This is a genomic window from Haloterrigena salifodinae (genome assembly GCF_003977755.1).
In the GTDB taxonomy this organism is placed as follows: domain Archaea; phylum Halobacteriota; class Halobacteria; order Halobacteriales; family Natrialbaceae; genus Haloterrigena; species Haloterrigena salifodinae.
Window position 1 is genome coordinate 1 of record NZ_RQWN01000002.1, and the last position, 21,388, is coordinate 21,388.

14 protein-coding genes, 2 rRNA genes and 2 pseudogenes are annotated in these 21,388 nt (G+C 60.1%); 7 read left to right on the forward strand and 11 right to left on the reverse strand.

The features are described from left to right. Nucleotides 1–190: ribosomal RNA gene (locus EH209_RS24395) — 23S ribosomal RNA — on the forward strand; the annotation flags it as partial. Between the two features lie 117 nt (nucleotides 191–307). After that, nucleotides 308–429: ribosomal RNA gene (rrf, locus tag EH209_RS08775) — 5S ribosomal RNA — on the forward strand. A gap of 883 nt (nucleotides 430–1,312) precedes the next feature. Here rrf and EH209_RS25090 read toward each other — a convergent pair. The 8 genes and pseudogenes from EH209_RS25090 to EH209_RS08820 form a co-directional block, all read right to left on the reverse strand. Beyond that, a pseudogene (locus EH209_RS25090) lies at nucleotides 1,313–1,830 on the reverse strand (hypothetical protein). Then, nucleotides 1,831–2,670, reverse strand: a pseudogene (locus EH209_RS25095) (sodium:solute symporter family transporter); the annotation flags it as partial. It abuts the pseudogene before it with no gap. Between the two features lie 365 nt (nucleotides 2,671–3,035). Beyond that, nucleotides 3,036–3,947 carry a DMT family transporter gene (locus EH209_RS08790; protein WP_126662556.1) on the reverse strand — a complete coding sequence of 304 codons (912 nt, stop codon included), beginning with the start codon at nucleotides 3,945–3,947 and terminating at the stop codon, nucleotides 3,036–3,038. A 907-nt stretch (nucleotides 3,948–4,854) separates the two neighbouring features. After that, nucleotides 4,855–5,853: a proline racemase family protein gene (locus tag EH209_RS08800; protein ID WP_126662557.1), complete on the reverse strand. Its 999-nt coding sequence runs from the start codon at nucleotides 5,851–5,853 to the stop codon at nucleotides 4,855–4,857. A gap of 94 nt (nucleotides 5,854–5,947) precedes the next feature. Further along, nucleotides 5,948–6,271, reverse strand: a complete 324-nt coding sequence (locus EH209_RS08805; RefSeq protein ID WP_164722023.1) for a hypothetical protein — start codon at nucleotides 6,269–6,271, stop codon at nucleotides 5,948–5,950. Nucleotides 6,272–6,273: 2 nt separating this feature from the next. Continuing rightward, entirely contained in the window at nucleotides 6,274–7,725 is a 1,452-nt protein-coding gene (locus EH209_RS08810) for a sodium-dependent transporter (protein ID WP_126662558.1), read from the reverse strand. Nucleotides 7,726–8,247: 522 nt separating this feature from the next. Next, entirely contained in the window at nucleotides 8,248–9,087 is an 840-nt protein-coding gene (locus EH209_RS08815; protein ID WP_126662559.1) for a proline dehydrogenase family protein, read from the reverse strand. Nucleotides 9,088–9,174: 87 nt separating this feature from the next. Further along, the gene (locus EH209_RS08820; protein ID WP_126662560.1) at nucleotides 9,175–9,906 is read right to left on the reverse strand and encodes a helix-turn-helix domain-containing protein; all 732 of its coding nucleotides are present in this window, start codon (nucleotides 9,904–9,906) and stop codon (nucleotides 9,175–9,177) included. Between the two features lie 214 nt (nucleotides 9,907–10,120). Between EH209_RS08820 and EH209_RS08825 the strand changes: the two genes are divergently transcribed. Together EH209_RS08825 and EH209_RS08830 are read left to right on the forward strand one after the other, a co-directional pair. Continuing rightward, nucleotides 10,121–11,656, forward strand: a complete 1,536-nt coding sequence (locus tag EH209_RS08825) for an aldehyde dehydrogenase family protein (protein WP_126662561.1) — start codon at nucleotides 10,121–10,123, stop codon at nucleotides 11,654–11,656. Nucleotides 11,657–12,180: 524 nt separating this feature from the next. Then, nucleotides 12,181–12,957 carry an IclR family transcriptional regulator gene (locus EH209_RS08830; RefSeq protein ID WP_126662562.1) on the forward strand — a complete coding sequence of 259 codons (777 nt, stop codon included), beginning with the start codon at nucleotides 12,181–12,183 and terminating at the stop codon, nucleotides 12,955–12,957. Between the two features lie 170 nt (nucleotides 12,958–13,127). On the opposite strand, the gene EH209_RS08835 is transcribed toward EH209_RS08830, so the two are convergent. The 3 genes from EH209_RS08835 to EH209_RS08845 form a co-directional block, all read right to left on the reverse strand. Continuing rightward, nucleotides 13,128–13,583, reverse strand: a complete 456-nt coding sequence (locus tag EH209_RS08835; RefSeq protein WP_126662563.1) for a DUF3006 domain-containing protein — start codon at nucleotides 13,581–13,583, stop codon at nucleotides 13,128–13,130. Nucleotides 13,584–13,839: 256 nt separating this feature from the next. Further along, nucleotides 13,840–14,604, reverse strand: a complete 765-nt coding sequence (locus EH209_RS08840) for an IclR family transcriptional regulator (RefSeq protein ID WP_126662564.1) — start codon at nucleotides 14,602–14,604, stop codon at nucleotides 13,840–13,842. 235 nt (nucleotides 14,605–14,839) lie between these two features. Further along, on the reverse strand, nucleotides 14,840–16,003 hold the full coding sequence (locus EH209_RS08845) for an acyl-CoA dehydrogenase family protein (RefSeq protein ID WP_126662565.1): 1,164 nt from the start codon (nucleotides 16,001–16,003) through the stop codon (nucleotides 14,840–14,842). Between the two features lie 222 nt (nucleotides 16,004–16,225). On the opposite strand from EH209_RS08845, the gene EH209_RS08850 reads away from it, so the two are divergent. From EH209_RS08850 to EH209_RS08860, 3 genes are all read left to right on the forward strand, one after another. Beyond that, complete coding sequence (locus EH209_RS08850; RefSeq protein ID WP_126662566.1) at nucleotides 16,226–17,365, forward strand: acyl-CoA dehydrogenase family protein; 1,140 nt, start codon at nucleotides 16,226–16,228, stop codon at nucleotides 17,363–17,365. Between the two features lie 198 nt (nucleotides 17,366–17,563). Further along, on the forward strand, nucleotides 17,564–18,436 hold the full coding sequence (locus EH209_RS08855) for a 3-hydroxyacyl-CoA dehydrogenase family protein (protein ID WP_126662567.1): 873 nt from the start codon (nucleotides 17,564–17,566) through the stop codon (nucleotides 18,434–18,436). A 1,178-nt stretch (nucleotides 18,437–19,614) separates the two neighbouring features. Then, nucleotides 19,615–21,366 (forward strand): oligosaccharide flippase family protein, encoded by a 1,752-nt coding sequence (locus EH209_RS08860; protein ID WP_126662568.1) that lies wholly within the window; start codon nucleotides 19,615–19,617, stop codon nucleotides 21,364–21,366. The last annotated feature ends 22 nt before the right edge of the window (nucleotides 21,367–21,388 follow it).

Here is a 21,388-nt window from a genome sequence, read left to right on the forward strand (position 1 = left end):
CGAGAGGGCACGTGCCGGGCAGCGACGCACCACGGGGTAAGAGCTGAACGCATCTAAGCTCGAAACCCACTTGGAAAAGAGATACCACCGAGGCCACTCGTAGAAGACGAGTTCGATAGACTCGGGATGTACGCACCAAGGCAACGAGGTGTTGAGTCCGCGAGCACTAACTGGCCAAGCCACACACTCATATCGCATCTGGATCAGACCCGGAAACGGGTCCAGGCGCTAACTGGACTACACGTACAATCACGGTCACATACCACCGATATTGGTATTGCGGCGGTTCGATTCCGTCGATCGGCGTTGAGGCGGCCACAGCGGCGGGGTTCCACCCGTACCCATCCCGAACACGGTAGTTAAGCCCGCCTGCGTTTCGGTGAGTACTGGAGTGCGCGAGCCTCTGGGAGACCCGATTCGCCGCCACCCACTCATACTTCATCATCACGCCTCGCACAGCACCGGCTGTGTGGGGCTACTCGTATTTACCCAGTAGCCCTCGGAGAACCAATAGTAGTCTAACGGCGGTTCGATCCCGCCGATTGGTGTTACAGCGGCTCGTATAACAGGACCACTCAGAGTATCCTGAATCCGAGAGCGATCTCGCGTCCGTTTTGGGAGCGGTTAGGAGGGCTAGAGGAAAGCTTCCACGAGCACAATGGATGGCCATAGTCTCCATCACGAAGCTACCAGTCCATTCTCCCCTCGCTTTCAAATATTACTCACAGAGGTTAGAATTGCCGTCAATCGATGATCAACTCCGGTTCGTGAACCTGGTTCGATTCGAGCGAGTAGTCCAACCAATCGTCAGTCAAGCGCTCTAGGACAGAAGCCGTAATCGGACTTCTGAGCGTCGTCTTGACTGGGAAACGCTATTCGCGAGTGCAGTAGTCGCTTCAGCTACCGATCACGACAAGCGGGCACTACACGCACGTTCTTACAAGAGTGCAACTGGCATAGAGCGGTAACTGTGCTTCTCGAGCGGGAATATGGTCGAATGGTACCTGTCCCAGCACAGTCGGTCCGAAATCGACTACTATGGAAGCTGCCACGCTGATAAATATATAACCAGTCCGGTACAATGAGGAACATACTGTTTTTCAAACCACTGTAGCGATACGTGAGGACGAATTCCATCCGCGAGCTCTTCTCGAGTGCACACGACTATTGATCGGAGCTCGTAATGCGAGCAGTAGCTTTGCGTCTCTGCTACGTGACCCAGCTCGCGATGACTGCGAGACTCGAGACGATCGAGGACGAGGAATCGGAATATCGAACCGGCGCTCCGGAAACGTCGCGGATGCGAGAAGCCTCAGTCCGGTAGCGGCGACTCGGTTCCGCGGACGCTATCGATGACGACGTCGCCGTCGGATCGGGACGCGATCCAGAACAGTTTGTGGGCGTCGACCGATTGCTCGAACGAGATTTCCGGCGCGGAGCCGACGGCCACTTTTCGGAGCGTCCACGTGAATACCGTGTCTTGGGCCTTCCCCCGAACCAGTGGGTCGGGAAGCTCGGACGGGACGGCGAGCGCGTCGTTGACCGTTTTTGCGACGGTGTCCGTAGACACGTCGGCCCGAGCGGCGAGCCGACGGGAGCGGTCGGCGCTGATGACGTATTCGACGTCGCGGTTCGGAAGCAGCGGTCGTTCGATCGTCGCGACCGCATCGGAGACTCGAAACGGGTCTGCGACGCCGCCGACGCGTCCGGGGAAGCGACTTCCTCGCGGGCCACCGTCGGTTCGATGACGGTGAGGTCCGCGCGTTCGCGCGGCTCGCCGGTGATCACCGCGGGCTCGCCCGACTCCAACTGTCGACGCGTGTCACTCATTTACTCGTCACCCGTTTTCCAGTAGTCGCTGGCCGTAACGTGTGCGCGGATGTTGTCGGTTTCCGTGGCGGCCTTCGAATCGACGTCCTGGCCGCCGCCGGTCACATAATCGGGGGTGCCCGTCGGATCGTCGCTGCTCGAGAGGGCCGAGAGCGGTTTGTTGAAAGACCCGAAGTGCTCGTCGATGCCCTCCAAGGGCTCCGTGACGAGCGGGATGACGACGAGCGTGATCGTCGAGAAGGTGAACGCGGGGACGAGCCCGTAGACGGTGACGAGTCCCACGAGGAACGCCGACCCCTCGATAGCACTCATGAATCCGACGATTTCGAGGATGCCCGAAAGCTGGATCCAGACGATCACCGTTAGGATTCCAACGATCATACTCGCAACCGAGCCTTTGGTGGTGATGCGCTTCCAGCACAGCGACGCGATGTGCGTCGGGCCGATGGCCGCGCCGAGGCCGCCCCAGGCGTAGTCGAGAACGAGCGTGTAGATCGGTGTGTTCTGTACGAGGAAGGCGACGCTCGCTTCCCCGAGGCCGAGCGTGACGTACTGGTGAATTGCGAAGAGCGTCTCTTGGCTCGCGCCCGGGTGATGTAGCCGTGGTAGACGTCCTCGACGATCGTACTCGGCGCGACGAGCAGTTGCGAGTCGGCGCTAGACAGCATCGCGGCGAGTGCGACCGCTAGGTTGATCCCCGCCCCGCAATCGCGCTGGGTAGAATTCGAGCATGAGCAGCGGCATGGCGTTATTCGGGTCCTCGATGCCGCCCTGGCCGAAGACGGCTAGCGCGTACAGTCCGACGAACCCGGCGCCGATGTAGACGACGAACACTACTAGAACACTCGGAATAGTGGTCGTAATTCGTCGCCTCGAAAACCACCGGCTCGCAATCGTACGGACCAGCCGTCGATCAAGCGGAGTTGCGTGAGCCGATACATTTCCGAGCGTATCTGTCCAGAACTCAGCCGTTCCTGATACTCGTCACGAGTTGCTCACGGCCGTACTCGTCGGTCACATCGTTTCGATGAAACCGGACGTACATTGTCGGTCCACAGAACGACGAAGCGGTGATTGTGCTAGATCCCACTGAAATTCAGGGAATGTACGCGGCAAACGGCGTCAACACGAGTGGGCCGCTCCGGCGAGTGGCCGCTACATCACAGCAGATCGTAGCGCTCTTTTGTCACTCAGGATTGTGCGTGTCAGTCGACGATTCCGTATCGAGTGAGCTCTGCCTGAATCTCTTCGCGTTTCATCAGTGAGAACCCCGCAACTACGAGGAGGAACCCACCAACCATTGAGAACGTGATTGGCTCCCCAAACAGAAGCCACCCGGTAGTTGCAGCAACTACAGGAGACAGATACATCACAAGTGTCACCTCAAACGAGGGGCGACGCTGGAGTAGTGAAAAATAGAGCAGATACGCAACGACTGTCGAGATGATACCGAGATAGGCGACTGCCACGCCAGCAATCAGTGGCACCTCACCACTCCACGTCTCTCCAAATAGTGGGCTCAGGGCGTGTAAAAGGACCGCACCGAGGGCCGCTGACCAAGCTGTTTGCACTGAACTGGAGAGTGACATGTCGGCGTATCGAATCAGCACACTCGCCAGCGCGACGCCACCCGCGCCCCCGAATAGAATTGCCTTGCCCAGCAGGCTCTCGGTGAACGTAATCGCTCCGGACGGAACCAGCATAACCAGCACACCGACGAATCCAATCCCCAAGCCAGCGATCGAGAGAGGGCGAAGGCGCTCTTTGGGAAGGAGCACCCACGAGAACCCGGCTGTTAACACCGGAACGAGACTAGTCATTATGCCCGAGAAAACGCTCGTGGTCAGGGCCTGTCCGATGTACCAGACACCGTTGCCGATTACAGTCCACAACACGCCGCCAGCAACGATCGCAAGCACGTCGCCTCGTGAACGCGGCCTCCAGTCCTCACTCCGAAGGACGACGTACCCGATCATCAGTAGGCTGGCCACGTCGAATCGCAACGCCATCAACAGAAGCGGCGGGAACGTCGAAAGCCCGATTTCGGCGGCCGGAAAGATGGTACCCCATAATAGTGCGAGAAGCCCCAAATCCCGAACGTCTCTAACTGTCGACATTCTATACTCTCCGTGATTTTGTAACTGGATTGACTCTCCAGATGCTGATGATAGACTCCACACTGCGCCATTGTCCCGCGAGTTGTACTCGAGTCGCTAGCGTACTCATTCGATTGACAGCCATCTGTTGTCGTTGTCACACACGGTCTTGAAAATATCGAATTTGGCGAATTCGTTCCGGGATAACACTCGATCAGATGTGCAGTGTCACGTCTGGAGACCTATAACTTCTTCAACCGCTAGCCTTGTTCCCGAAACTCAGCCGAGCCCACGATATGTGTCGGGATGTCGAAACCCGCAGTACCGTCGAGAAGCCACCTTGCCGTCTCTGAGCGTCACCTTGTAGCCGAACCGACCGACGGTTCGATCAGTGCTTCGCATGGGTCCACTCGAACCCATGACTCGGTCTCACCGTCGTGTTCCTCGAGGAATCGACGGTTCGCCGTCGGTGGGTTCTGGGAAGGTGTTCATTGACCTCGGGATACTCCCCGCAGATCGTGCGGTCAGTTCTCATAAACGCGACGGGGAGGCCGCTGCCGGTGGTCTCGTCCATCCGACCACCGCAGTACGGGCAAACCCGGCTCGTGCTCCGACGGCTCCGCTGTACTGCGATTGATCATGACCGAGGATTTCAGTTGTCCGTCCGACGGACGCGAGTCAGCGAACGAGAGCTCGTAGGTGGGGAAGGCCAGCAGCGAAATCAGGACATAGCGGAGAATCCACCGCTACCGCGTGGGACAGTGGATTCGCTCGTTCTCTCGTAACTCGTTCCCCGCGACGCAACCCTCCTGGAGCAGGAAATTTTCGTTCTAGACAACCGAATCCTCTCCGATCCAACCCCTTCGACTTACTGACCCTTCCTAACGCCGTTTACTCCGAATTCCACAGTATTGGTATAATATCGAGTTTAGACACTAAAACATGGGACTGAGTCTTCAGGATCACGTAAGAACTTGTGGGTTGCGACGATATACGCGGATCCAGCAACCTCCGATGTCATTACGCGGATGCCGTCTCTGTCCTCATGGTCTTGGAGTTCCCCTTCGAAACGTGTTCCGATCACGCTTTCGTACTGGTATGCCTCGTTAAGGTCGAGTTCCTCCTTGTCGTGAAGAAGGGTCATTTTGGCACACGTCCCGGATCCGCACGGGGAACGATCGACTTGCCCTTCGCCGAAAATAACGACGTTTCGGTCGGCGTCGTTGTCTGACTCGTAGAACTCCGTGATGTCTACTGTCGTACTTTTTCCAGAAAGTGGGTCTTGAAGGCCGAACTCTCGGTTGATGGTCCTCCGGATTTCAAGGCCTAATTCCACGAATTTGTCCGTATTCTCTGTCGCGACTGCGAGGTCAACTGCGGACGCAGGGACAAGTGCGAATACATTACCAGCGTGGACAACGTCTACCGGAACTACGACCGTTCTGCCGCCAAGCGACAGGGTAACTTCGACGTTATCAACAATATACGAGGTGATGTTCTGGACCGCAACTCGGTCGACCCTCCCGTCCTCACTCATCTCTGGACGCGCTGAGACGACACCTGCTGGCGTTTCGATTCGTACCTGTGATTTCGCTTCTAGTCGTCCTGTTTCTATCAATGCGGTCACGACGCCTATAGTCCCGTGCCCACACATGTCGAGGTACCCCCCATTATCCATGAAGAATAATCCAAGGTCTGCGTCGTCACGAGAGGGTGGGACCGTAATCGCCCCGAACATATCGTCATGGCCCCGTGGCTCCTTCATCAAGAACTCACGTAAGTGGTCGAATTCTTCGGCAAACTTATCGCGTTGCTCTCGAACCGTTCCACCCTCGAACACTTCTCGGTTGAGGCCGCCAGTGATAATGCGAGTCGGCTCGCCACCTGTGTGCGTGTCGATCGACTCAATAAGCACGTCTGACTGCATATCCTACCATCCGCGAGTTCAAGTATAATGATTTCGCTCCAGAGGGGGTTTCAGTGCCACTGAAAAAGACGGTAGTCAGATCCGCAACGGCAACCTATAGTCTCTCTAAGTTGGATATCTGAGAGTCATTCCAATCGTAAAACGACTCGTCGGTCTTTTTCAGAGTCTCAACACACTCGTTGTACCGCTGGACCGCTATCTCACGATATGGGTCGTTAGGGTGGTTCTCGATCCACTCACGGAGTTCGAACAGAGCGCGTGGGGAGTAGCTCTCTATCGCCCCCTGTCGGGTGATTAACTCGGCTTTCTTGTCCTCTTCGGAAAGGGTTTTCCTGAGAGCCACTAGAGAAGCGCACCACAGAGTGATGATCATTGACAGCATGACGACCCAACCGAATGCAGTTAATGTCTCCGCCATTATCAGTCACCTCCTGGCGTCAGAGCAGGTTCATTCGTCTTTCCTCTCCGAATGAACTGCATGAGTAGGATACTCCCGATAGTAAGACCAACCATGAGGGCGAGACCGCTGATTGCCCGCGGGTCCTCGATATTGGTTGCGAAGTAATACCCCATAATGAAGACCATTACGGTCGGAATCACGTATTTGATGATCGGATCCCAATAAGAGCCAATATAGACGTCGCTGTTATGATTTAAGTCGAGGATGCGAGCGCGTTTCGAATCGATCACCCAGCCGACAAGGATGAGTATCATCAACGTCGCGAGCGGGAGTCCGAAGTTGCCGAACATGAAGTCCATCCAGCCGAGGAATTCGGAGGAATATGCGCTCGGAATTCCGAGCAGCCACCAAGCGCCGACAACTGCTATCACGGACTGAGTACGCGTCAGACGCGTCTCTTCTTTGACGGTCGTTACCCCGACCTCTGTGATACCGAGGCCGGACGAGTATGTAGCGAACAGGAAGCCAAGGAAGAACAGAAGGCCCCAGATGTAGCCGCCGGTCATACTCGGGAAGATAGAAACGAGCGAAACGAAGGTCAACTCAGCCCCTGTAGTCGGTTCTAGACCGAACGCGAAGACGGCAGGAAACACGGTAAAGATGGCAAGTAGACCGATGCTCGTGTTCCCAACCGCGGTGATCAGGCCGCCGCCGAGCGGGACGTCGTCGTTCTTTCCGAGGTAGCTACCGTAAGTGAGTGCAATACCCCATCCCAGCCCGGTTGAGAAGAGTGCCTGACCAAGAGCAGCAATCCACGTATTTGCATCGGTCATGTACTTCCACTCAGGATTGAACGCGAACGCGAGCCCTTCCATCGCTCCAGGGAGCGTTAGTCCTTTGATAGCGACTGCGGACAGCGTCACCACCAACGCCGGGATCATCCATTTGACGACTCGTTCAATACCATCCGAGATACCGAAAAGTAAGACGAATCCGACTAGAACTGCAACTAACGTGTGCAGTCCCACGACTAACAGTGGGGATCCGGAGAACGCGGCCCAGAACGCCGTGGGGTCGAATCCGGGTTGGTAGAACGTTCCCAGTACCGCGTGTGCCAGATAGTAGATTGTCCACGCGATTACCGGGGCGTAGTAAGACATCAACCCGATATTGACGATGACGACTACAAGGCCCAACCCTTCGGACCACCCCTCTCCGAGGAAGTTCTTAAACGCACCAATGACTCCCCTCTGCGTGTACCGTCCGAGAAGCGTTTCTGCCATTAATCCAGGGACGGCGATGAGGTACAGTAGGACGAGATATATAACCAGAAACGCCCCACCTCCGTTCATTCCAGCAACATACGGCATTCGCCAGATGTTGCCAGACCCCACCACAGCCCCGACCAGTGCCATAACGAAACCGAACCGTGTTGCCCACTGATCACGGGCGAGTCCTGTATCTTCTTCCATGCTACGAAAAAACATGAATGATACGATTGTATAAACCTTCCTGTTCTCGTATCGTGGACATCGGTACATCAAACCGCCTGCTCGAATGCTGTAACCAGGGTCGATCCTCCAGTAGTTGGTGATTCCAAAAATAGTTGTAGGGGTCGTGTAGACGACCAGCCAGCGCTCTGTGCTGGTCTGACTGTCATGCAATATCTCATGAAACCGTTCGATCCCCATCGTATCGGTCTCAAAATCGGTACATTCGAAGAACCCGTAGGGCAGCGTGGGGTTCTTCGATCTATCAGCGCTTCGCTGAGCAAACAGCAGATCGCGGTACTATACGATTATGCACAGACGTCTATATTGCCGGTGACTGGTGCGTTCAGCGATCAATGACTAAAACTGTGAACCCGTGTAGGCTGGGCGCGCGTACTCGGTGATTCGTGAACCGACAGGAATAGTCTCGTCTCTCGTCTGAAACGGATCTTATGCGCTGTCGTCAGTAGGAGCGGTTCCTCGGCGTTACTGACCTGCACTCGATCAGACGCCGACGACGGCGCGAAGCGCGAACAGCGCGTTCTCCTTCCGTTCGCGGACGCGGCGGTAGAAGTACTGCATCCACTTGTCGCCGTAGGGGACGTACTGGTTGACCTCGTAGCCCTTCTCGGCGAGTTCTCGCTGTGCGTCCTCGCGGACACCCATGAGCATCTGGATCTCGAATGGCGTGCCGTACTCCTTGTGGAGGTCGACCGCGGTCTTGAGCATCTTCGTGTCGTGGCTCCCGACCGCGACACCGTGATCGAACTCGCGGAAGAGGAACTCGAGGTGGTCCTCGTAGGCCTCGTCGACGGCTGCCTTCGAATCGAGCGCGACTGACGAGGGTTCGTCGTAGGCGCCCTTGACCATTCGGACCGCCGCGGGAACGTCGGCAAGTCGCTCGAGGTCATCGCGCGTCCGCTTGAGGTTTGCCTGAATCGCGACGCCGACGCCGTCCGGGTGGTCGCGGGCCGCGGATTCGACGGCGTCGAGCGTCGTGTCGGTCGTCGTGTGGTCTTCCATGTCACACCAGACAAAGACGTCTTCGGCCGCCGCGGCCTCGACGATTCGTTCGAAGTTCGCTGTGAAGACGTCCGGACCGACGTCGATCCCGATCTGGGAGGGTTTGACGGAGATGGTTCCGTTCAGGTCGCGCTCGGCCAGTTGGGAGGCGAGGTGGCAGTATTCGTCGGCGTCCTCGGCCGCGGGTTCGGGTTCGTGGTAGTGTTCGCCGAGGAGGTTCAGGATGCCGCCCACTCCGTCTCGATTACAGTCGGAAACGTGATCCAGTGCTCCGGATGCGGACGTGCCGGCGACGAACCGGCTCGCAATCGGGGGAATCATACCCAATCGCTGGTACGGAACCCCCCTAAATCGATACCCGACCAAAAGATTCTGCAGAGTGTATGTCGGAATAAACAGCGAAGGCGATCAGGCGTCGTCGGGATTGAGCAACTTCGCTTCGGCCTTCCGGAGGTGCTCGAGCAGCGTCGTCTTCGAAACGCCGAGTTCGTCCGCGAGTTCGCGCGTGCTGATCTCGCGGGGCCAGGCGTAGTAGTTCTGCTCGCAGGCGAGTTCGAACGCTTCGCGCTGGCGGGGCGTGAGACGATCCGTCCGGTCGGCGGTCTCGGACGGGCCGCCGTCGGGCGTGGCGACCCGGCTGATCGAGATTTCCGCGTCGGTCTCGGTCCGGATCGACTCGAGTCGGTTCCGGATCTCGTCGCGGCCGCCGGCGACGAAGACCGGCCAGTGTTCGACGCCGCCTTCGACGCGCACCGACGCATCGTGGATGAAGCCGTGGGAGACGAGCGCGTCGCTGATGCTGTGTTCGGGCTCGTACTCGACGAACAGTTCGCGGGTCGCGTTCCCCGGGTTCGGTGCCGTGCTGGTCGGTCGTTGTCCGAGTTCGACCGTCGAGTGGGTCAGCGGCGACTCGTCCGCGAAGGCGACGAACTCGTCGAGTTGGTTCGTCGTATCGGCGTACACGGTGAAGTGGCCTTTGACCGCGTCCTCGACGGTGCGGTGGACGGTGTGGACGAGCAGACCGGCGTCGACCGCCTCGGTCGCCTGCAAGCCCCAGCAATCCGGATGCCAGATCTCGAGTGTGAGTCGTGTGCCGTCCGGAGACCCTGTCGTAGTCGTCGTCGGACTCGTGCTGCTCATGGGTCGGCTCTACTCGCTAGTTCCGTGTGAGCACTATAAACATACTGAATAGCGATAACGCGCGTTAGTTCGCCGTCGATTGGCTCAGTTCCGCCGCGTTGGGGGCCGAAACACCGGTATAGGGGCGTCCCCTCGCACCGATCACCGGGGGAGGCGGGCGTTCCCGACCATGGGAGGCCGTGGTTATTCCGCGATGATCCATCATTCATACCGTATGAGTCAGCAGACGACAGCTCAGCCTGACCAGCACTACATCAACGGCGAGTGGACCGACGGGGACGGCGACGAGACCTTCGAAAGTGAGAACCCGGCGACCGGCGAGACCCTGCGGACCTTCCACCGCGGGACCCAGACCGACGTCGACGCCGCCCTCGAGGCAGCGGAAGAAGCGCAGGACGAGTGGTGCGAACTCTCCCACATCGACCGCGCCGAGTACCTCTGGGACATCTACCACGAGCTCCGCGAGCGGACGGACGAGCTTGGCGAGATCGTCACCAAGGAGTGCGGGAAGGAAATTTCGGAAGGGAAGGCCGACGTCGTCGAGGCCGCCCACATGGTCGAGTGGGCGGCGGGCAACGCCCGCCACCCCCACGGCGACGTCGTCCCGAGCGAGATCGGGAGCAAGGACGCCTACATGCGCCGCAAGCCCCGCGGTGTCATCGGCTGTATTACGCCCTGGAACTTCCCGGTCGCGATCCCGTTCTGGCACATGGCCGTCTCGCTGGTCGAGGGGAACACGGTCGTCTGGAAGCCCGCCGAGCAGACGCCGTGGTGCGCCCAGATCGTCGCCGAGATGTTCGAGGACAGCGGCATCCCGGACGGCGTCTTCAACATGGTCCAAGGCTTCGGCGACGCCGGCGAGGCCATCGTCGAGGACGAGCGCGTCGACACCGTCCTCTTCACCGGTTCGGCCGAGGTCGGCCAACAAGTCGGCCAGACCGTCGCCGAACAGCCCGGAAAGCTCGCAGCCTGCGAGATGGGCGGGAAGAACGCGGTCGTCATCACCGACGAGGCAGACCTCGATACGGCCGTCCACTCGGCTGTGATGAGTTCGTTCAAGACCACCGGACAGCGCTGCGTCTCGGCCGAGCGCCTGATCGTCCACGAGGACGTCTACGACGAGTTCAAGGAACGGTTCGTCGACGTCGCCGAGAACGTCGCCGTCGGCGACCCGCTGGCCGAAGACACCTTCATGGGCCCGCTCGTCGAGGGAGAACACAAGGAGAAGGTCCTCGAGTACAACGAACTCGCCCGCGAGGAGGACGTCGACGTGCTCGTCGACCGCGACGAACTGGGCGACGACGAGATTCCGGACGGCCACGAGGACGGCCACTGGATCGGCCCGTTCGTCTACGAGGCCGATCACGAGGCCGACCTCCGCTGTACCCGGGAGGAGGTCTTCGGCCCTCACGTCGCGCTCATGGAGTACTCCGGTGACATCGAGGACGCCGTCGAGATCCACAACGACACCGAGTACGGGCTCGCGGGAGCGATCATCTCCGAGGACTACCGCGAGGTCAACTACTACCGCGACAACGCCGAGGTCGGACTCGCATACGGCAACCTGCCGTGTATCGGCGCCGAGGTCCACCTGCCCTTCGGCGGCGTCAAGAAATCCGGCAACGGCTACCCGAGCGGCCGCGAAGTGATCGAGGCCGTCACCGAGCGCACCGCCTGGACGCTGAACAACTCGAAGGACATCGAGATGGCCCAGGGACTGTCTGCGGACATCACGACCGACGATGACTGAGCGGACCTGTCCGCTCTGCGGTCAGTCGACCGCCGTCTCGGCGGAGTGGTGTCGACACTGCGGCTGGATGGGACGCTGCGGCGCTGATTAGTCTCGATCGGGCGGCTCCCCGATCGACACTGATCACACTCAGTCGACGCTACCGAACGAACCGGGTCGACGATTCTCAGTTGCGACTCGTTCTCAGCAGTCTGTTTTGAATGTGTGAACGTTCGAGATTGATACTGATCTGTAGCGGATGATGATTCCCCGAACTTGATCGAAACGGTGGCCGGTCGCCACCATCTATTCACACATTTCGAACGCAGTCGCTGTTCAAGCGTCTTTCCGGTCGATAGCTGCTGAAGGGCCGACAGAAGACCTATCAATCGCACGATCGAATGTTAATATACGGACGAAATCAAGTTATTTTCCACCTTTATTAGAGAAATATACGCGAAAATTCGATACAATTTCCCCGACACGACAACGCCCGAATTCACACATTCCGAACGCTTATGTCGGGGCGCTCCCACGGTGGAGGTATGACGGACGACACACCTCGCCCGGTCAAGACGACGAAAACGTCGCTCGCAGTCGTTCGCACGGTTCGCGACAACGACGGCGCCACGTTGAGCGAGCTCGCCGACCAGCTCGAGGTGGCGAAGAGTACCATTCACAACCACCTTCACACGCTGATCGAGGAGGGATTTCTCGTCCGCGAGGGTGACACCTACCACGTCGGCCTCCAGTTTCTCCCGTTCGGCGAACACGCGCGCGATCGAAACCCACTGTACGCGGCGGCCCGGCGGCGAGTCTATTCCCTCGCGGAGAAGTCGGGCAACGAGGCCGACTTCATCGTCGAGGAGAACGGTCGCGCGTACTCCCTCGAGTACGCTATCGGCGAGTCGACCCCCCGGGGACTGTCGGAGTCGGGACCCTTCCGGGCTGGGAACCGGTTTTACATGCACAACTGCGCCTCGGGCAAGGCGATCCTGGCGTCGATGCCCGAAGCGCATGTTCGAGAGATCATCGGTCGCTGGGGACTCCCGGCGACGACAGAGGATACCATCACCGATGAGGCGGCGTTGTTCGACGAACTCGAGGCGGTTCGCGAGCGCGGGTATGCGACCAACAACGAGGAGCTGATCGAGGGGTATCGGTCCATCGGCGCGTCGATAACGAGTCCGGACGGCGAGGTCGTCGGCGCGTTCTCGATCGGCGGCCCGACGTACCGCATGGCGGTCGACGAGTCGACGACCGAGGAGATCGGTCAGCTGCTAGTCGACGAGATCGACGCGCTCGAAACGGAACTATTCTAACAGGACATTACATGCGTATGTGTGTAATAACGAATCGCTACTGGGGAGAACTTATGGCTAACAGCCGACTGAACGGCAGCTACAGGCGGTTCTGAGGAAAAGCAGCGGCTACGGGTGACTCCGTAACCGTCGGAGTCGTCCCCGGCCAGTCACCGCTTCGACGACCGTCGTTACGGTGGCCCGTCGCTGGCCAGCGAATCGAATCGCTCCTGGGGCGACGGCTCCGAAGCGCCCCGTCCGGGTCGTTTCGGGAGTTGCTTCGCCACGAGCAGATCGCCGTCCTTGAAAACGACGCGCAGGATATCGCCCTCTTCGACCGACTCGAGCGTCGATCGGGGCGCGACGTGCTGGTCGACGAGTTCGCCGTCATCCTCGAGCAGGAGAACGACGTGTCTCCCGCCGACGATTCGGTCGACGGCAGCGATATAGCGGTCCACGCCGGCCGATCCGCAATTGGCCGCGGCCGGCCTCGAGCGAGCGCCGTTCGCGGGCGGTGACGGGTCGGCCCCGTTGCTACTGCCGTCGCCGTCGGCACCGGCGGTCGCGGCGGCGGCGACCGATGCCAGTCCGAGCGAGCCGAGCATTCGAAGGACCGTTCGTCGCGTCGAGTGCTGTCGCGTCGACATACCCTCGTTGGCCGCGCGATCACTGATAAAGGTGTGGCGGCGGTGGCGGTCTCGATGTACGATCCATTCGTTCCGTATAGTGAAACCACACGGAGACGAAACCGAACGGCTGGCGGCGTTCCGGCTCGGTTCGGAGTCGCTACTGGCCCGTGCTCAATCGGGCTCTCGACGTAGAAATTCTCGAGGTGGCCGTCGCTTCGACGTCGTTTCGACGCCGCTTCGAACCGATAGCGGTCGGCTCGGTCGGACGCGGGAATCAGCCGTAGGCGAGCGTCACCCGAATCTCGTCGGCCTTGTCTCGGAGTCGGGTCGGCAGTTCCTCGTGGAGGGCCGCGTCTTTGAATCTGCTCGTCGGTCCGAACACGCCCAGCGCGCCCAGCAGGTCGTCGTCGGGCGTGTAGACGGGGACGGCGACCCCGCGGAGGCCGTCCATGTGTTCCTGGTCGTTCACGGCGTAGCCGCGCTCGCGGATCGCCTCGAGTTCGGCGCGGAGTTCGTCGGGGTCGGTGATGGTATTGTCCGTGATCGCCTCGAGGCCCGTCTCGGCGACGAACCGGGCGACGGCGTCGTCGTCCCACTCCGCGAGGATCGCCTTCCCCGAGGCCAGCGTGTGCAGCGGTCGCCGCTCGCCGATCAACGTGTTCGAGCGGCTTCCGTACCGGTGGAGGTAGACGGCCTCGCCGCGCTCTTCGACGGTGAAGACCGCTCGCTCGCCCGTCTCCTGCCCGAGTTCGAACACCGTCCGCTTCGCGGCCGCGTACCCCGTCTCCCGGTTGCGGGCCTGTTCGCTGATCTCGAGCAGTCGGAAGCCGATGTAGTGTTCACCGTCGCGTTCGACGACGTACCCCATGTCGGTCAGCGTCGCGAGGTGGCGGTAGACGGTACTCTTGCTCAGTCCCGTCTGACGGGTGAGTTCCGTGATCGTGAGTCCGTCCGTTTCCGCGAGTGCCTCGAGGATCGCGAACGTCTTCCGCGTGGTCGAGACGCCCGTGTCGGTTTCGTCGTCCTCGTCCGTCTCCATACGCGTATATCCGTCACTAACTAGTTCAATGTTCCGGAGAGTGAAACGCAGTTGCAAAACTGCGGAACGCTCGTCGCCGCTGTTGCGAGATGATTCGCTCTTTTTCGATTCCCGGGACGAATCTCCCGTATTACGGAATATGTATTTCAGATCGTGGGATAAGCGTCGCGAATCGCTCCCTGTTCGTAACGGGGTTTCCGTCTCGGACTCGTCTCGAGACGGGCGTCTCGCGTCGCTACTCGTAGGCGGGAATGCCCGTGAACTCCTCGCCGAGGACGAGCGTGTGGATGTCGTGGGTGCCCTCGTAGGTGTAGACCGTCTCCATGTTGGCCATGTGGCGCATCGGCGAGTAGTCGGTGGTGATGCCGTTGCCGCCGAGCATCTCGCGGGCGATCCGGGCCTGATCGCGAGCCGTCCGGACGTTGTTTCGCTTGGCCATCGAGACGTGCTGTGGTCGCATCTCGTCGCGCTCCTTGAGTTCCGCCAGACGGTAGGCGAGCAGCTGGGCCAGCGTGATCTGGGTCCCCATCTCCGCGAGTTTGCGCTGCTGGAGCTGGAAGCGTCCGATCGGGCCGCCGAACTGATCGCGGTCTTTAGCGTACTGGCGGGCCTCCTCGAAGCAGTCGCGCGCGGCGCCGACGGCACCCCAGGCGATCCCGTAACGGGCCTGCGTGAGACACGAGAGCGGTCCTTTCATCCCCGAAACACCGGGCAGAACGTTCTCCTCGGGGACGAAGACGTCGTTGAGGCTGATCTCGCCCGTGATCGACGCGCGCAGGGAGAGCTTCTCGGTGATCTTGTTGGTCGAGACGCCGTTGCGGTCGGTTTCGACGAGGAATCCGCGAACCGGCGTGTCGGTATCCGACTGGTCGCGCGCCCAGACGACCGCGACGTCCGCAATCGGCGAGTTCGTGATCCAGGTCTTCGAGCCGTTGAGGACGTAGCCGTCCCCATCCCGCTCGGCGCGGGTTTCCATCGCCGACGGATTCGAGCCGTGTTCGGGCTCCGTGAGGCCGAAACAGCCGACGGCCTCGCCCTCGCCGAGTTTCGGCAACCACTCTTCTTTCTGTGCCTCGCTTCCGTAAGCGTGGATCGGATACATGACGAGCGCGCCCTGGACCGACGCCATCGAGCGCAGCCCCGAGTCACACGCCTCGAGTTCCTGCATGAGGAGTCCGTAGGCCGTCTCGGAGACGTTCGGCGAGCCGTAGCCCTCGAGGTTAGGGGCGTAGAAGCCGAGTTCGCCCATCTTCGGGATGATCTCTTTCGGGAACGTCCCGTTCTCGAAGTGCTCGCCGATGTCGGGCCTGACGTGTTCCGTAACGAATTCCCGGGCCGTATCGCGGATCATGCGCTCTTCCTGGTCCAAATCCGCCTCGAGATCGACGAAATCCAGCATACGTGATACTCTACCAATGTCCGGATAGGTATTACGGTACGTTCCGTCCGACGAATGCGTCTCGAGGCGTACGGGAGAGAAGGACCGACAAGTCGCGGGCAGTCCGCTCGCGGGCTCGCCACTTCGCCGAGAGGATTAACAAGATTAGGTACACGACGGAGATACTTTACATCTGTTGAATATACCGAAGCTATTTTGGTTCCCGCAGTCGATCAGTGTGATATGGCATTTACGCTGTCCGACGAACACGAGGCCATTCGCGAGGCCGTCCGCGAGTTCGGGGAAAACGAGATGGCACCGGTCGCGGAGGAGCACGACCGGGAGCACAAGTATCCCGAGGAGCTTCGCAAGAAGGCCGCCGAATACGACTTCGTCGCGCCGAACATCCCGATCGAGTACGGCGGTGCGGGGATGGACAAGCTCTCGACGACGATCGTCACCGAGGAACTCTGGCGCGCGGATCCGGGGATCGGCTCGGCCGTCGGCAGCGCCGGCTTCGGTTCGAACATGATCGTCGAGTACGGCGACGAGTGGATGAAAGAGGAGTGGCTCCCGAAGATCGCCAACGGTGAGATTGCCTCCTGTTCGATGATCTCCGAGCCTGCCCACGGCTCGAACGTCGCCGGCATCGAGACCGTCGCCGAAGCCGATGGGGACGAGTACGTCCTCAACGGCAACAAGATGTGGATCACCAACGGCACCGTCGCCGATGTCGGCGTCCTGATGGCCAAGACCAGTCCCGACGAGGGCCACCGCGGTATCACCGCGTTCCTCGTCGAGATGGACCGCGACGGCATTACGACCGAGAAGATCACCAATAAGCTGGGCATCCGCGCCTCCGACCTCGCGGAGGTCGTCATCGACGACGTCCGCGTCCCCGAGGAGAACGTCATCGGCGAGGTCGACAAGGGCTTCTACCAGTTGATGGAGTTCTTCGCCGCCGGCCGCACCAGCGTCGCCGCCCAGGCCGTCGGCGCCGCACAGGGCGCCCTCGACGCTGCCGTCGAGTACGCCAACGAGCGCGAGCAGTTCGACCAGAAGATCAAGGAGTTCCAGGCCATCCAGCACAAGATCGCCGAGATGGCCACCAAGGTCGAGGCCGCCCGCTCGCTGACCTACCGCGCCGCCAGCCAGGTCGAACAGAATAACCAGGACGTCGCCGCGCAGTACTCGAGCATGGCGAAGCTGTTCGCCTCCGAGATTTCTGTCGAGGTCGCCGACGAGGGCATACAGGTCCACGGCGGCTCGGGCTACGTCACGGACTACCCCGCCGAACGGTACTACCGCGACGCCCGCATCACGAAGATCTACGAGGGCACCAGCGAGATCCAGAAGAATATCATTGCCGATCAGATCTTCTAGATCGTTCGCTCTCATCTGTTTTTCATCCGCCTTGCTGGCGAACAGTGACTGGCCGCCCGTATCTTCGCCGTAGCCGGTCGGTCCCGTCACTCGAGCGTAGCGATCAGGGCCCGATCGCATCCTCAAACAGTCGTTTCTCGCCCGGAAGCGGTCGTTCGAACGGGAACGCTTTTGACAGTTTCCGCTGTGAATTCGTGTATGCAAGTCGCAGTCCTCGGAGCGGGCAGTATGGGGCACGGAATCACACAGGTCTCGGCGATGGCGGGCCACGACGTCTTGCTTCGGGATATCGAGGCGGACCTCGTCGAGGACGGCCTCGAGGGGATCCGAACCAACCTCCAGGGTGGCGTCGATCGGAACAAGCTCACCGCGGAAGAGATGGAGGAGACGCTCGAGCGCATCGAGGGGACGACCGACCTCGAGGAGGCCGTCGAAGACGCAGACCTCGTCGTCGAGGCGGTGCCCGAGGAGATGGACCTGAAACAGGACGTCTTCGCGGACGTCGAGGCGGCGACCGACGAGGAGACGGTCATCGCCTCGAACACCTCCTCGCTCTCCGTGACGGAGATGGCTAGCGCGCTCGAGCACCCCGAGCGCGCGGTGGGACTGCACTTCTTCAACCCGCCCCACATCATGGACCTCGTCGAGATCGTGATCGCCGAGCAGACCGACGAACGCACCGAGTCGTTCGCCGTCGACTACGTGCGGAGTATCGAGAAGGAGGACGTTGTCGTCCGCGACACGGCCGGCTTCGCGACCTCGCGGCTGGGCGTCGCACTCGGCCTCGAGGCGATCCGGATGGTCGAACAGGGCGTCGCCAGCCCGGCCGACATCGACGAGGGGATGGAACTCGGCTACGGTCATCCGATGGGGCCGATCGAACTGACCGACCACGTCGGGCTGGACGTCCGCCTGCACATCGCCGAACACCTTCGAGAGGAACTCGGCGAACGGTTCAAGCCGCCACAGTCCCTGCGCCGGAAGGTCCGGGCTGGCAAGCTCGGCAAGAAGACCGGCGAGGGCTACTACGTCTGGGAGGACGGCGAACGCGTCGGCACGAGCGGCGACTGAGGTACGGACGAATGATCGGATTCACCGCGCTTGACGCCACTCTCAAAGCGGTCTTCTTCCCGGTTGGCGGGCACCCCGAGCGGTGACGACAGTCGCCATCGAACTCCTCGAGATGTCTTCACCAGCGGGTGGGATCGCGCGCGTTCGTTACCGGCGCAGACGTGATCGAGCTCCAAGACCGAGGGTGCCTCTCAGACGAACTCATCGCCGCGGCGGCGAAAGAGAGCAACCTCGTCGACGGAGACGAGCTCAATGGGGCCTACGAATTCGGGAGTTCGGCGGCGGCAGCGACGAATCCGATCGTCTCGAGCCGCGAAGAGCGCTCTGAAGGAGCGTTCGCGGACGGTGTTCGAGTCCGAACCGAACCGTTTGGCCGGTTGCGATCGAAGACGGCAACGAGAGAATCGGGGCGTTCCTCGAGAGCCGCGAACCGGAGTTCACTGGCGAGTAGTGAGACGACATAATATTCTATATAGATTAGAAGATCTCGTTCTATCCTGTTCTATTATTCTTTTAACGCTGTGCTACCGATTCCGATCGAGAACGTTACACATTCGCCGTTTAGGAGTCTGTATACGGGTATTATGGCAAAATTAAAACCGTACATGACTGACTCTGATTGCCAGCAGGATCCGACGATAAGATCGGCTTATTCGCCCATATTCCAACGCTTCATTCGTTTTACGATGTTTCGACGTGCGAAAGCCTCGTTGAAAAATATCTTTGAGAAATATATGACTGTTTTATGGTATTTCGGAAGATAAATTTGAGAGCGACGCCAGCCGCTCGCGGGACGGTCTTCGCGACACGACTCTCGCGGTCCGCCTCCCCAACCGGGTGGCCATCGCTAAATTCAGACAAATAGGTGCTCCCAACTGTTTATTTGCTGTATAATAATCCCAGAACGATTACTACGAACGGTCGATGGATCTGACCGGTCGGTCGTTACTCTCTCCGTTTCAGCGGTCGAACGTACGGCGTCTAGCGCACGCGAACGAGTTCGCCACCGTTTCCATCGACTGCGCGCGTCCGATCATCGCCGGTCGCTTTCGTTTCACCGTCGACGCGTCCAACCCGCAAGTCGGAGTCGGCGAACTCACGCCGGCGCTCGACACGCCGACCGAACCGATTACGCGCGGCACGGACGCCGCCACATCACGACGATTGCATTACGAGGCATGAAACGAAGCATCACGCGCGGTTTTCTCTCGATTGTCAGCATCAAGTTCCTCCTCATCGGTCTCGATTTCCTCTCGTCACCGCTGTTGACCCGGTTTCTGGGAGAGGGGTACGGCGACTACGCGATTCTGATGTCGATCTTTGCGGTCTACATGATCTTCGTCAGTTCGGGTGTCGGCGACGGCGTACGAAAGTACGTCGCGGAGGAACGCGACAGGGCCCACTGGGACGAACACGTTGTCGGCTTCTATCTCCGGATGGCGATCCTACTCGCGGCGATCGGGTGTTTAGGACTCGCTCTCGCGGCGCAAACGGGAATCGTAACGTCCCGGCTCGGGACGTCGTATCGGACGTACTTCTATCTCCTCTCGTTGCTCGTGTTCACCTCCCAGTTCCGCGAGTACACGCGGCGGACGCTCATGGGATTCGGTCTCGAGCGCTACTCCGAACCGCTGCTCTTCCTCGATAAAATCCTGTTCATCGTCGTCGGCGTCGGCCTCGCATTCCGCGGCCACGGCGTTCAGGGTGTACTGATCGGCCACATGACTGGCGCGGTCACAACCTCGATCGTCGGGCTCGCACTGATAAACCGAACGGTGTCGCTGCGAACCGCGCTCGCCAAGATTCCGCCGAAAGACTTTCCGCGCCGCGAACTGTTCACCTTCAATGCGCTCAGCATCATCTTGATCCTCTGTTTGACGTCACTGTACGAACTCGACGTCATGATGCTCGGGGTGCTCGGGACGACGCAGGAAACCGCCTACTACAAGATTTCGCTCACGATCGCGGAGTTCCTCTGGATCGTCCCGCTGGCGTTACAGAACGTGCTCTTGCACTCGACCTCGAATATCTGGTCGAATCGTAACTACGAGCGGATCAACTCGCTCGCCGCTCGCGTCACCCGGTACACACTGTTGTTTACGTTACTGCTCGGAATCGGCATCGGCACGCTCGCCCCGGTTGCGCTCCCGATCGTGTACCCCGACGAGTACATAGCGAGTTACGGTCCGATTCTCCTGTTGCTTCCCGGCTGTGTCGGGTTCGCGCTGGCGCGACCGATTCTCGCGATCGGACAGGGCAAAGGCGATCTTCACGTGCTGATCGCCTCGACCGGTGCAGCGGCGGTTGGCAACATCGTGCTCAACGCGCTGTTGATCCCCCAGTACGGAATGTACGGTGCAGCCGTCGCGACGAGCATCAGCTACGGGACGATGTTCGTGTTTCACGTCTGGAGCGCCAGAAAAATCGGATTCGACCCAGTCACCGGTGCGCGGATTCCGCAGGTCATTTTCGCGGGCGGAGTCGCTGCACTTCCAATCGGCCTACTGGCACGGCTTCTCGGGGATTCGGTCTTCTCACTTGTCATCGTCCCTCCGGTGGGTGCAGCGATCTTTCTCGTGGCCGCGGTCGTCGTCGGTGCGCTTGACGTCGAGGAAATTATCGCCCACCTCGAGACCGCACCGGACCCGATCGGTTCGTTCGGCTCTACCCTCCGTGCTAAATTCGACGGTGTCGACGATGACCGTGGAGCGGATGGCCACGAGTTCCCAGACGATGACGCGTCACCCGTCGGAGAGAGACAGCGACCGAAAGACGGAAACACGGCGGCAAAAAGTAACGCGGGCTCGAGTTCGGACGTTCGCGAGCGACTGGAGACCATCGAAACCAGGATCGAACGGCAGAGAGATCGCCTCGAGAGCCAACAGGAGACGATCGAGCAGTTGATCGACGAACTCCGACGAGGACGGTGACGGGTCGTTCTCGGCCTATCGC